General features: G+C 69.0%; 15 protein-coding genes and 1 pseudogene. 12 read left to right on the forward strand and 4 right to left on the reverse strand.

From position 1 onward, the window contains the following. Nucleotides 1-567: hypothetical protein (locus tag AB0L21_RS39050; RefSeq protein ID WP_365788707.1), on the reverse strand; the 567-nt coding region annotated here is incomplete at its 3' end. Nucleotides 568-1350: 783 nt separating this feature from the next. Between AB0L21_RS39050 and AB0L21_RS39055 the strand changes: the two genes are divergently transcribed. The 5 genes and pseudogenes from AB0L21_RS39055 to AB0L21_RS39075 all read left to right on the forward strand — a co-directional run bounded on the left by AB0L21_RS39055 (nt 1351) and on the right by AB0L21_RS39075 (nt 4171). Beyond that, nucleotides 1351-1770 (forward strand): DUF393 domain-containing protein, encoded by a 420-nt coding sequence (locus AB0L21_RS39055; RefSeq protein ID WP_365788708.1) that lies wholly within the window; start codon nt 1351-1353, stop codon nt 1768-1770. After that, nucleotides 1767-2615 carry a serine hydrolase gene (locus tag AB0L21_RS39060; RefSeq protein ID WP_365788709.1) on the forward strand — a complete coding sequence of 283 codons (849 nt, stop codon included), beginning with the start codon at nt 1767-1769 and terminating at the stop codon, nt 2613-2615. Before AB0L21_RS39055 ends, AB0L21_RS39060 begins: the two co-directional genes overlap by 4 nt. A 230-nt stretch (nt 2616-2845) precedes the next feature. Then, nucleotides 2846-3055, forward strand: a pseudogene (locus tag AB0L21_RS39065) (ferritin-like domain-containing protein); the annotation flags it as partial. A 370-nt stretch (nt 3056-3425) separates the two neighbouring features. Continuing rightward, nucleotides 3426-3968, forward strand: a complete 543-nt coding sequence (locus AB0L21_RS39070) for a hypothetical protein (RefSeq protein WP_365710999.1) — start codon at nt 3426-3428, stop codon at nt 3966-3968. Nucleotides 3969-3976: 8 nt separating this feature from the next. Then, nucleotides 3977-4171, forward strand: coding sequence for a hypothetical protein (locus AB0L21_RS39075; RefSeq protein ID WP_365788710.1), 195 nt, complete (start codon nt 3977-3979; stop codon nt 4169-4171). Here AB0L21_RS39075 and AB0L21_RS39080 read toward each other — a convergent pair. Then, nucleotides 4158-4742: a DUF4352 domain-containing protein gene (locus AB0L21_RS39080; RefSeq protein WP_365788711.1), complete on the reverse strand. Its 585-nt coding sequence runs from the start codon at nt 4740-4742 to the stop codon at nt 4158-4160. The two genes, AB0L21_RS39075 and AB0L21_RS39080, sit on opposite strands and share 14 nt — an antisense overlap. A gap of 353 nt (nt 4743-5095) precedes the next feature. Between AB0L21_RS39080 and AB0L21_RS39085 the strand changes: the two genes are divergently transcribed. Further along, complete coding sequence (locus tag AB0L21_RS39085; protein ID WP_365710993.1) at nt 5096-5479, forward strand: hypothetical protein; 384 nt, start codon at nt 5096-5098, stop codon at nt 5477-5479. Nucleotides 5480-6031: 552 nt separating this feature from the next. Further along, complete coding sequence (locus AB0L21_RS39090) at nt 6032-6811, forward strand: hypothetical protein (RefSeq protein ID WP_365788712.1); 780 nt, start codon at nt 6032-6034, stop codon at nt 6809-6811. A 10-nt stretch (nt 6812-6821) separates the two neighbouring features. On the opposite strand, the gene AB0L21_RS39095 is transcribed toward AB0L21_RS39090, so the two are convergent. Both AB0L21_RS39095 and AB0L21_RS39100 read right to left on the reverse strand, forming a co-directional pair. Continuing rightward, a complete protein-coding gene (locus AB0L21_RS39095; RefSeq protein WP_365788713.1) occupies nt 6822-7145 on the reverse strand; it encodes a transposase in 324 nt (107 codons plus the stop codon). A 30-nt stretch (nt 7146-7175) separates the two neighbouring features. Then, nucleotides 7176-7643, reverse strand: a complete 468-nt coding sequence (locus AB0L21_RS39100; RefSeq protein WP_365788717.1) for a winged helix-turn-helix domain-containing protein — start codon at nt 7641-7643, stop codon at nt 7176-7178. 367 nt (nt 7644-8010) lie between these two features. On the opposite strand from AB0L21_RS39100, the gene AB0L21_RS39105 reads away from it, so the two are divergent. From AB0L21_RS39105 to AB0L21_RS39125, 5 genes are all read left to right on the forward strand, one after another. Next, nucleotides 8011-9096, forward strand: a complete 1086-nt coding sequence (locus tag AB0L21_RS39105; RefSeq protein ID WP_365788714.1) for an S-(hydroxymethyl)mycothiol dehydrogenase — start codon at nt 8011-8013, stop codon at nt 9094-9096. Then, entirely contained in the window at nt 9093-9725 is a 633-nt protein-coding gene (locus AB0L21_RS39110; RefSeq protein ID WP_365711524.1) for an MBL fold metallo-hydrolase, read from the forward strand. The genes AB0L21_RS39105 and AB0L21_RS39110 overlap by 4 nt, the downstream gene beginning before the upstream one ends. Nucleotides 9726-9958: 233 nt before the next feature. Beyond that, the gene (locus AB0L21_RS39115; RefSeq protein WP_365711522.1) at nt 9959-10321 is read left to right on the forward strand and encodes a bifunctional 3-phenylpropionate/cinnamic acid dioxygenase ferredoxin subunit; all 363 of its coding nucleotides are present in this window, start codon (nt 9959-9961) and stop codon (nt 10319-10321) included. Next, the gene (locus AB0L21_RS39120) at nt 10318-11481 is read left to right on the forward strand and encodes an FAD-dependent oxidoreductase (protein ID WP_365788715.1); all 1164 of its coding nucleotides are present in this window, start codon (nt 10318-10320) and stop codon (nt 11479-11481) included. The genes AB0L21_RS39115 and AB0L21_RS39120 overlap by 4 nt, the downstream gene beginning before the upstream one ends. A gap of 37 nt (nt 11482-11518) precedes the next feature. Further along, on the forward strand, nt 11519-12124 hold a 606-nt coding region (locus AB0L21_RS39125), incomplete at its 3' end, for an aromatic ring-hydroxylating dioxygenase subunit alpha (RefSeq protein ID WP_365788716.1).

Consider the following 12124-nt stretch of genomic DNA (forward strand, 5'->3'; position numbering starts at 1 on the left):
CAGGTGCCAGTCCCGGATCGCTGAATAGCGCCCATGGTCCCCGATAGCGATCGTCACTTCCACGGCGCAGTGAGGGCAGGCCAGGTGGTAGAAGTCGTCCGTGAAGTCCCCCAGGACGGCACTCCAGTGGTACTCCTCCTTGGCCGCGAGCGAATCGAGGAAGGTCGCGAGGTAGTCGGCCGGCTGCGATTGGAGGCGCCGGTCCAGCAGCTTGCGGAACTCCGCGATCGCGTCGGCGCAGTCCGCCAGTAGATCGTCGCAGCCGTGGTTTCCTGCTGCGCGTCGCAGGATCGTCCCGGCCAGTCCACGCGCCCGTGCGCTCCTCGAGGCGAGACGCACGAGGCGCGGCAGGGCGGCAAAGCTGGCGGGGAAGACGAGGTCGTGTTCGAGGACCAGTCGGTATCCCAGCTCCTCCCATGCTTCGGCGTTGTCCTCGAGCTCCACCCGTTCCAGAAGCGCGGGGACGCGATCGACATCCCCGTAGCAGTCGTGCATCTGCGTCCAGTTCACCACCTGGGTATTAAAGCGCCCGATGGCAGCCGGGTGGACGCCTTGTTCCTGACCCACCGGACAGGCCCTGGGTTCTGTCTGACAAACGATGACTATTCGCGGAGCCGGTTTCATGGGCCTGAGGGTTTCGCCCTCACATGGTGGCCTGTGACTTGATTTTTCTCAGCCGTGGCATAAGCGAGGCCCTGGGCTGGGCCACGCGGTTCGGTTCGTTCTTGGCGGGTCACGCCAGAGCCAAGCTGGGGTGGCCGAAAGAGGACACCGCACCCGTACCACTGACAGAGAATGCGGGTTGACCACGCAGGGAGGACACGATGGCAGCGCAGACACATCTATCGCAGCGTTTTGCCCGCCGGCAGGGCGGGGCCATGGTGGGTTCTGGATCGCCCCTCAGACCGTCTACCTGGGCGCCCCGCCCAGTACGACCCCTTCGGCCGTCAGTCTCGCTCCCGACAGTCTCATCGCGGTCGGGCCACATGCCGGCTCCTGGCCCTGGCGACACGTCACCACAGTGGTGGTCGAGGACGTTCCAGCCAGAACGACGACGGGCCGGTCGTCAGCGAGGGCCTTCGAAGTGGTGTTCGGACCACAGGCACCCACCGAGATGACTGTCCGGGTGGTGACCACGGACGGACTTCGGTTCGGCATTCCCGTGCACTCAGCCGCCGCGTCCGCGTACACCGTCCGCGAAGTGGAGCTGTCACAACGCCTCCTGGAACACTTCCTTCAAGGACAGACGCCCCCAGTCCTGCTTACGGACTGGTTGAAGAAGTCCCCGGGATCCCGTACCCCGCGCCCGGCCGAACGAGAGGCCCTGTTGCAGCACTGGATGGAGAACCCATGACCAACCCCGATGTCACGCGATCATCCTCAACACAGCCGTCTTCACCCGTCCTTGCCTACGACGGGGACTGCGGTTTCTGCCAGACATCCATCGACCGGATCCGGGCCCTGGCCGCACCGACCCTGGAAGCGGTGCCGTGGCAGTTCCTGCCCACCGAGTCGACCTCGCCGTACCTCGAACGTCTGGACCGTGAGGTTCTGCTGCTGCACGGCGGTTCCGTCCTTGCGGGGGGAGCAGACGCCCTGGCCCGCTACGTGAGCACCTCGCGGTCGCCCGCTTACCGCGCGCTCGCGGCCCTGGTCCGCCTCCCCGGCATCCGCGCCTGCGCCCGCGTGCTGTACCGCTGGGTGTCGCGCAACCGCCATCGCCTGCCTGGTGGCACGCCCGCGTGTGCGGTGCCGCCGCGGGGCGTATGAAGCTCGCGGTGCGGCGTGTCCCGACCTGCGTGTTGAGCGACAGCGCCGCGCCGACCGTCAGTGACGGCCACGCCGTCGACCGCTTCGTCCAGATCGGCTCGCTCACCAAGGTCGTCACAGGCACGGCGATGACCCGCATGGCCGCGTCCGGGGTACTGGCGCTCGACGATCCTGTCGAACGATGGCTACCCACAGCGCGCAGGACAGGCATCACGCTCCTTCATCTGGCCCGGCACACTTCGGGCCTGCCCCGTCTGCCACCCGGTCGCTTTCCCCGCCGAGACCCGTACGCGGCGTTCGACCGCCCCGCGCTGGAACGGCTGCTCCCCCGGCTCGACACGCTCGTCACGCGGCGCCCCGGCCAAGCGGAGGAGTACTCCAACCTCGGCTACGCCGTACTGGGCGCGGCCCTGACCGCTGCTTACGCAAGAACGTACGAGGAGTTGGCAACGGAGTACGTCCTACGACCGCTCGACATCACGGAGATGACCGCGAACCCCGATCCCGCCCAGCGCCTGCCGGCTCCGGGGCTCCTCGGCCGGCCCCGCAGACCATGGACGATGGATGGTGCGATCCTTCCGGCGGGAGGCTTGTGGGCCACTCCGCGCGCGGCAGCCGACTTGGTGGTACGGCTCCTGGTGGAGCGTCGGCTGGGGGATCCCGCGCCGAGTTGGCAGACATCCGGACCCTTGCGTTGGCACAACGGCGCGACACGCCACGCCTCGGTCTTCGCCGGAGCGATGGACGACGGCCGCTGGGTGCTGATCCACCGCCTCAACGCGGTACCGGAAGAAACAGACCGTGCAGGCATCAAGGCCCTCAAGGAAGGCCGGACTTCTTTGTGACCAGCGCGTTGAGCTAGGACTTGCCCGGCCGATCATGTTGCTGATCCGAACGAGACCGGTAGCGGTGCCGCAAGCGCGTCGGCGAGGTGGGGTACCTGGAAGAGGGCACCCGCGCATCGGTCACCCCCCGTCACATGGGAACGGCGCAACCGCCCGGCCGCGTCCTCCTCGGTCGAGGAGACGCCGGCCCCGGTCGGCGGGACTGGCATGGAGGGGATCGGCATGGCTGCATCGAATTCGCCGAGTCGGCATGGCACTTCACCTCCGAACAGGACCGTCGTGCCACAGGCCCGACCCCTGCTGGGAGAGGGGTGCCTCACTGCCCCCGGCGGTGCAGGCGAGCATCCAGCGCTTCCAGCTTCGGCGAGGACGGCGACGGCGTGAACCCGATCGCCAAGGCAGACGCCGCAGGCGACCCGCACTACGCCGCAGCGGTGCGGTCGATGAGCGTGCTGGTCGGAAGTGACGACTCAGGTGGGACAGCTATGACGCGCCCGGCTCGGTCGTTGTGGTCCACGCGGCGCTCGGACCACCAGCTGATCATCCAGGGCTCCTACGACGCCGGCTACCGGCGATCTTCGTACCCGTCGACTCCGCCCCGACGCGTGTCGACTTCATCCTCGCCCAGATCACCGCACCACCCTCAGCCTTTGGGGGAAGACCGATGACAATGGCGTTACTCGTCCCGCCCAACCGGGTGCATCAGACGACCGTTTGATGAACAGCCTTCGCCCTGCCTGGAGCCCTGAGGCCCTTGCCTCGCGTTCGCTAGACGACTAGCCTCTGCCTAGCGAACGCTATGGAGGCGTCTTGGCGACCCGAATCACCTTCAACTTCGGCGACGACGGCAGCGAAGAGGTCGTCGTCAAACACTGGGACGACCTCGCTCGTGCTCTCCACGCATCCCTCGACGCGAGCCGCGAGGTCACCCCGCCCAAAGCCACCGACTTCTGGGAGCTGGCCAGCAACATCGCCATGGTCAGTCGCACCATTCAACACCTTGAAGCCTGGCGTGAGTTGGCGATCGTTGCCGCAGACAAGACCAGTGACGAAGCCGATCGCAACGCCATCGGCATTGCCGCTGGCCTGCCACCTTCACGCATCTACCGGATCCTGGACCGCCACGGCCGCCCCCGCGACCGTAAGGAGACGACCCAGCGGGCCACCCTGCAACGGATCATCGAGAAGGAAAGGGGAACCTGGACCCCTCAACGCACCGTACAGTCCTTGTCTGCCGCCGGACACAACGTGACGCCCAAGCGGGCCCGTGCGCTCCTCCGCAGCATCGCCGAGACGGGCCTCCTCGTGAAGTCCGACCCCGACAGCGCCACGTACAGTGCCGACCAGGACTAACCTCACAGATGCCCGACGGCAGCGTCCGGATCACGAGCTGCTCGCATGACGTCGCGTCCGGCGATGTGGTGGTCATCGACACCGACGCCGGCTCTTCCGTGACCGTGACCGTGACTCTGGACGCGACCGCATCCGAGCGCGGACAGCAGGCCCCGCGGCAGGCAAGCTCCGCAACAGGCGCCGCCTCCGTCAGGAGCCGCTGATCGCCCACTCGATCGGATCAGCGCCATCAGGCGCATACACGATCCGCTCGGGCTTCTTGCCACTCGGCACCGGGTAGGAGATCAGCCCCGCAGCGCATCGACCGGACTTGACGGGCTTGTCCATGGGGAACTCGGGCTTCGGCATGTCGCCGCCGGACAGGCCGGTGGATTCGATGCTGGTGCCGTCGCTGTAGGCCAGGGACCACGGTGTCTGGCTGACGTTGATGTTGGGGCCGCTGACGTTGCACACCTTGACGCTGGCAGCAGCCCAGATGTCACCGCCTTGGAAGTCCTCGGGCTTCTGAGGCTGCGGGCCCTTGTAGGGCTGCTGGTACTCGATGGCCTGAACGGTGATGTGGACGTCGTTGGCGTCGTCATCGATGGTCTTCTTCGCGCCCATCTCGAGGACGCCGGAATCGGCGTCTGCCGCGGCGTTCGTACCGGGTGACGAGGTGACGGTCTGTGTGACAGTGACGCGGATGGTCTTCGGCTCTCCGCTGCTGTTGCAGGCGGTGGCGGTGGCGGTGGCCGCGATGAGCGCGGCTGCGCAGGCGGCTCGACGGGCGTGCATGATCCCCCCAGGGACGTTGTACTGAGGGAGCATCATGCGACGCGCTGGACAGGAGCGGCGGAGTTGTGGCCAGGTTGTGACCGACATAGGCCGAGCCCCGCCGTCCGGCACGGAGAGTGGACGACGGGACGATCAGGCGGCGCGGCGGGCGCGTTGGGGGCATGGACCGCCAGGCGGCGGCGCGCTGCTGTATCTCGGGGGAGTGTACAAACGGCTCGGGGCTCAGGCCGGTGAAGGGAGCGATCCAGGACTGCTCTGACGCGGGGATCACCACCTGGGGATCGTCTCAGTTGCGATGACAGGCCGATCCCGTCGATCCTGTTCGCTCGGCCTGCAGGACACAAGGAGGGCGCATGGGGCTGGTTCTCTTCCCAGGCGATGGGGACAACAGCAGCCTGGACGTCTCTTGGTCCTACAGCGGCTTTGCCGCGTTGAGACGGCACCTGGCCCAGGCCGAGGGGTTCGACCTGTCCGAGATGCGGGGCTTCGGCGGCGATCGGCCGTGGAGCAAGGTGTCCACCGTGCTGGAGCCACTGCTCGATCACCCTGACACCGGCGGTGACGACCTATCACCTGTCGATTGCGCCGTGATCCTGCACCGGTTGGAGGCGATCGCCGATGAGTGGTCACAGGACTGCGACAACACGCTCCTCCACCAGCACATCACGGACGCCCGTCGGTTGGCTGTTGTCCTGCGGCTCTGTGTCGAGAAGCAAGTCCCGCTGCTCTTTTGCTGAAGCCGCGGACGCGCTGAAGTACGGGCGCCTGTCCCACGTCGACCAGACCTACCTGCGGATGGCGACGTACCGGGCCGCGAACGGCACTCCTCCGCCTCCAGCAGAGCCAGCGACTCGTCGAACCGCGGCTTCACCTCTCCGGACGTCGGCGCCGGAATCAGCTCTTTCTGCCGCATCAGTCGCCAGACCTCGCCCTTGAAACCCATCCAGTCGCTCTCCGATCAGGTCCTGGTGTCGCCGGCAGCCTTTCATGTGGGGCTGACGCCAGTGCGAGCGCCATGGCGGTCTGCTGGTCAGTCGCGTTGGCGCTCCGGTCCAGGATGGCTTCGCCCCCCGCGGATGCGCACCCGTCGGTACGGCCAGGACGTCGGCCAGAGCGCAGCCGAAGGCCTGGGACAGTGTGGTGCTGAGCCCGGTGTACTGAAGGCGGCCCGTAGAGTCGTACGGCCCAGCAGCCCGTCCGGGGCGAAGCGAGAGAGCCGGTGACGGCAGCGATGATGGCCTCGGTGGTGATCCGCACCTCAACTCCGACAGCAGGGAGCGTTTCTTCCGATGACCACACAGCCCGCACGCCCTGAGCGCGGCGGTCCCGAGACCGCCTCGGTCATGGATGTCTCGCCGTTCAAGCCTTCTCTCGTCAAAGCGGTGTTCAGGGACGTGACCTCGATGCACGTCTCTCGGTCGGCCGCGTGGGCCGCCGCGTCGGTGACGCGGACAGTACTGACGGAGATCATCGACGGCGCGAGGAGAGCGGCGGCGGCGGAGGCCCGGAAGAAGCTGATTCCCGGTGACCTGCTCTCGGCGATCGACCGGAACGTAGAGCTCGAGGTGGGGAACAAGTGGTACGACCACAGCCCGACGTTTCAAGGCCTGACCGGTGTCCTGTACGACGCCGAGGGTGTCATCGTGCCTTCTCGTAAGCGCAGTAGGTCGCGCAAACCGAGTGCCGTGGTCGGCGCCCACAGGTTCGAAGCTGGGGTCAAGAAGCTGCTGCGGAGCCAGGGGGCGACGGCTGTTCCAGCGATGGTCCGCGACCTGGACGGAATCGCGAGCGTGTTCCTGACGGACCTCGCCAGGGACGCGGCCATGGTCGTCCGCGAGGGCGGGGTCAAACGTTTCGGTACGGTCACCGTAGTGGTGCCGGGCGAACCGGCCCCACCCCCGTTCCCCAAGGATTCCCCTTGGGCCCTGTCCACCCGCAGGGGGGACGGGCGGACCATCGGCAGGGATGACATCCTGGCCGCGACCACGATTCAGTTGTTCGGCGGCAACCTCAGGCAGCGAGCCCTCACCGAAGCACGCGAGACGACACAGAACACTTCGGCCGGCTGAGCGGGTGCCATCAACATCGCCGCCTGCACCCTCGACTGCGGTCTCTTACTGACTTTGTTGGCGTGGTGTCGTCAAGGTGAGTCCGGTTGCTGCGGTACTGGATCTGGCGAAATCCATGTCGGAGCGTGCTGATGAGGTGGTCGGGGTGGGCGAAGGCGGTGTTGGCCTGGCTGCTGCGCCGTAGGAGGGACCAGATGCCTTCGACGGGGTCGAGGTCGGGTGCGTAGGCCGGCAGGAAGTAGCAGGTGATCCGGTCGTGGGTGTCGATGAACTCCCGCAGTCGGCGGTCCTTGGGGACGTTGAGGTTGTCCCACACGAGCACAACGCCGTCCACGCCGGGCCCAGGTCCGTGCGGTGGGCGGCGTCATCGAGAAGCCGGCTTCGTCTTTGAAGCACAGCCAGGCGTCTGGTGGCTGAAGCCGTGCCGGTGCAGCATCCGTGTGATCGCCGACAGCGTCATGCTCTTGTGCAACCGGCGCCCGATCAGCGTCTTGATCCATGCCGGCGTCCAGGTCTGGTCCGGCCAGCCGTGCGCCACCGGCCCCTGGGCCGGCTCCTGCTCCAGCACCTCAAACAGTGCCTCACTCAGCCTGGGCCGGGAGACAGGCCCGGCAGACCGCAGCCCCTCGGTGCCGGCGTCGTGCCAGGCTCGGCGCCAGCGCTGCACCGAGCGCATACTCACCCATAAGTCCTTGGCGGCCTCGGCGTCGGAGAAACCGGCAGCGCATCGCTCCGCGGCCTCCAGCCGGATCCGCTCGCGAAACGCCTGCCGTTCAGGCGTCAGCCCACCACCCTGCGGATATCCACACCACCGGCATACCGCGACGGTCAGACATCGTCAGCCCCCAACGACATCACACCGCGAAGGTCAGCAGAGGCGACGCCGAAGCGGTCACAGGGTCCTCCCGGAGGCTGGGCCCGTGCGGCGGGGGGTGAGCCGCAGCGGCACGGCGGCAGGCACGGTCCGTCTCGGGCCTGGGCTCCGGCCCGGCGGTCACCACCGCAGTACGTCCGAACGGTTCTCGCGCGCCGGAAGGCGAACTCGTCGCGCGCCTGTCCGCCGAAGCCGTTGACCGGCTCCACCCAGCCGGTCCGTTTCCTTGACCGCCGCCGTGCTCTCCGCGATGCTGTGTTGCGGAAGGCGAGATGGGTCCCGTAATAGGCAACATCTCGATACCGCTGTGAGCCGAGGAGTGGCCATGACTCAGCAGGTCCGTGCTGTCGTCGCGCGGAGCAAGGGCGCCCCCGTCAGTCTGGAGACGATCGTCGTGCCCGACCCCGGCCCGGGCGAGGCGCTGGTGAAGATCGAGGCCTGCGGGGTCTGCCACACCGATCTGCACTACCGCGAGGGCGGGATCAGCGACGACTTCCCCTTCCTGCTCGGGCACGAGGCGGCCGGGGTCGTCGAGGCGGTCGGGGAGGGGGTCACCGAGGTGGCCGCCGGCGACTTCGTGGTCCTCAACTGGCGTGCGGTGTGCGGCCAGTGCCGTGCCTGTCTGCGCGGGCGGCCGTGGTACTGCTTCAACACCCACAACGCCAAGCAGAAGATGACCCTGCCCGACGGCACCGAGCTGTCGCCGGCCCTGGGCATCGGAGCCTTCGCCGAGAAGACGCTGGTGGCGGCCGGACAGTGCACCAAGGTCGACCCGACCGCGTCGCCGGCCGCCGTCGGACTGCTCGGCTGCGGTGTGATGGCCGGCCTCGGCGCGGCCATCAACACCGGCAATGTCGGGCGCGGTGACACGGTCGCCGTGATCGGCTGCGGCGGAGTGGGCGACGCGGCGATCGTCGGGTCGAAGCTGGCCGGCGCGGCGAAGGTCATCGCCGTGGACATCGACGACCGCAAGCTCGCCACCGCCCTGAGGCTGGGCGCGACCCATACGGTCAACTCCAAGGAGACCGACCCCGTCGACGCGGTCCGCGAACTGACCGGCGGATTCGGCGCGGACGTCGTCATCGAGGCCGTCGGCCGCCCGGAGACGTACCGGCAGGCGTTCTACGCCCGTGACCTCGCCGGGACCGTGGTGCTGGTCGGTGTGCCGACCCCGGAGATGAAGCTGGAGCTGCCCCTGCTGGACGTCTTCGGCCGGGGCGGGGCGCTGAAGTCGTCCTGGTACGGCGACTGCCTGCCCTCGCGCGACTTCCCGATGCTCGTCGACCTCTATCTCCAGGGCCGCCTCGACCTGGACGCCTTCGTGACCGAGACCATCGCGCTGGACGACGTGGAGAAGGCATTCGAACGCATGCACCACGGCGACGTACTGCGCTCGGTGGTGGTCCTGTGACGGCCGCGCGCATCGAACGACTCGTCACCTCGGGGCAGTTCAGCCTCGACGGGGGCACCTGGGACGTCGACAACAACGTGTGGATCGTCGGCGACGACCACGAGGTGATCGTCGTGGACGCCGCTCACGACGCGGAGGCCATCGCCGCCGCCGTCGGCGACCGGCGGCTCGTCGCGATCGTGTGCACCCACGCCCACAACGACCACATCGACGCCGCGCCCGCCCTCGCCGAGGCCACCGGGGCACCGGTGCTGCTGCACCCCGACGATCTCCCGCTGTGGAAGCAGACGCATCCGGAGCGGGCGCCCGACGCCGAACTGGCCGACGGGCAGCGGATCGTGGTCGCGGGCGTGGAGCTGACCGTACTGCACACGCCCGGCCATGCCCCCGGTGCCGTCTGTCTGTACGCGCCCGCGCTCGGCGCCCTGTTCAGCGGCGACACGCTGTTCGCCGGGGGACCGGGGGCGACCGGGCGGTCGTACAGCGACTTCCCGACGATCATCGCCTCGATCGGCGAGCGCCTGCTCACCCTGCCCGGCGACACCGTGGTGCACACGGGTCACGGGGAGAACACCACCATCGGCGCCGAAGCGCCGCACCTTCGGGAGTGGATCGACCGCGGTTTCTGACCGCACCATCCGCGGCCCTGCCCAGGTCCCGCCCCCATGACGTCTCCGCGACGGCACGGGGGTGGGGCCTGCGCGCGTGTCCTGCCTGCTCAGCCGTGCTTTCCGGGCTGCTTCGGCGGGCCGGGGAGACCCCTGTCCGGGTCGGCTTGCGAACTCCTTGACAACGCATCGGGGCGCGCCCAGACTGGCGTTGCGTTCATCGCAATCCGTTTCGCTATATGCACCGAGGTGTCATGGTGATTCCCGTGTGCCGTCTCGCGGATCTGCCGCGAGGCGAGGCCATCCGGCTCGACATCGCTCCTCCCGTCTCGGTGTTCCACACCGACGACGGTGAGTTGTACGCCATCGACGACACCTGCACCCACCAGGACGCCTCGCTCGCCGACGGCTGGCTGGAGGGCTGCGAGGTCGAATGCCCCTTGCACGCCTCGAAGTTCGACCTGCGCACCGGCGCCGTGGACGCCCCGCCGGCCAAGCTGCCGGTGCGCACCCACGAGGTCGTCGTCGAGGACGGCACGATCCACGTCCGCCTGTCGGAGCAGGCCCCCAACCTGCCGCCCTGCGTGGCCGCCCGGCCGGCCAGGGGCGCGGCGTGAGGACCGTCGCCGTGGTGGGCGCCTCGCTGGCCGGCCTCACGGCCGCGCGCTCGCTGCGGCAGCAGGGCTACGACGGCCGGCTGGTCGTCATCGGTGACGAGCCGCACCGCCCGTACGACAGGCCGCCGCTGTCCAAGGAGTTCCTCGCGGGCACCGTCGGCGAGGCGGACCTCGCCCTGGAGCGGGACGACGAGGACCTGGGCGCGGAATGGGTGCTCGGCGTGCGCGCCACCGGGCTCGACCGCACCGAACGGGCGGTCCGGCTCGCCGACGGCCGGGACATCCGCGCCGACGGTGTGGTCCTCGCGACCGGCGCCGCCGCGCGCGCCCTGCCCGGCACCGACGGACTCGCCGGAGTGCACACCCTGCGCACCCTGGACGACGCCCGCGCCCTGCGCGAGGACCTGGCCCGCGGCGGAAGGCTGGTGGTGATCGGCGGCGGCTTCGTCGGCGCCGAGGTCGCCTCCACCGCGTACGCCCTCGGCCTGGACGTCACCGTGGTCGAGGCCGCGTCCACCCCGCTGGCCGGCACCCTGGGCGAGACCATGGGCGCCGTCGTCTCCGCCCTCCACGCCGACCACGGCGTACGCCTGCTCTGCGGGGTCGGCGTGAAGGGGCTGAGCGGCGAACACCGCGTCGACGCCGTCCTGCTGGAGGACGGCCGCACGCTGCCCGCCGACACCGTCGTCGTCGGCGTGGGCGCCCGCCCGTGCGTCGACTGGCTCCGGGGTTCGGGTATCGCCCTCGACAACGGCGTGACCTGCGGGGCCGACGGCCGCACCAGCCTGGCCCAGGTCGTCGCCGTCGGCGACTGCGCCAACTGGTACGACCCGCGCACCGGCGGCCACCGCCGCGTCGAGCACTGGACCGGCGCACTGGAGCGGCCCGCCGCCGCCGTGGCCACCCTGCTCGCCCACGGCGCGCGGGAGCCGGGCACGCCCCGGCCGCCGTACTTCTGGTCCGACCAGTACGGCGTGAAGATCCAGTTCGTGGGCCACGCCGCCGGCGCCGACAGCGTGACGGTCGAGGAGGGCGCCACCGGCGACCGCAGCTTCCTCGCCGTCTACCGGCGGGCCGACGAGCCCGTCGCCGTACTCGGGATGAACCAGCCGCGCCTGTTCACCCGCTGGCGCAAGCGGTTCGCCGCGCTCAGCTCCTGACACCACTCCCCTTCCCGACGCTCCCGAGGAGTGCAGCGTGACCTCGACCTCCCTGCCGGACAGCCTGATCGCCACCCTCCCCGGCTCCTCGTACACGGATCCGGACATCTTCGCCCAGGAGCAGGAGCGCATCTTCGAGACGATGTGGTTCTGCGTCGCGCGCGCCTCCGAGCTGGCCAAGCCCGGCGCCTTCCGCACCGTCGACGTCGGTCGCGAGAGCATCCTGGTCACCCGGGCCCGGGACAACTCCGTCCGGGCCTACTTCAACGTCTGCCGGCACCGCGGCGCCAGGCTGTGCACCGAGGAGTCGGGTGAGGTCAAGCGGGCCTTCCAGTGCCCGTACCACGCCTGGACGTACGGCCTGGACGGCAAGCTGGTGGCCGCGCCCAACCTGACCTCGATGCCCGACGTCGGCCGCACCGAGTACGGGCTGATCAACGTCCATGTCCGTGAGTGGCTCGGTTATGTGTGGGTGTGCCTGGCGGAGAACCCGCCCTCGTTCGAGGAGGACGTGATCGGTGCCGTGGTGGAGCGGCTCGGCGACGTGAAGTCGATCGACAACTACGGCATCGAGAACCTCTCCGTGGGCCGTCGTATCACCTACGACGTGAAGGCGAACTGGAAGCTCATCATCGAGAACTTC

Source organism: Streptomyces sp. NPDC052721 (genome assembly GCF_040678315.1).
In the GTDB taxonomy this organism is placed as follows: domain Bacteria; phylum Actinomycetota; class Actinomycetes; order Streptomycetales; family Streptomycetaceae; genus Streptomyces.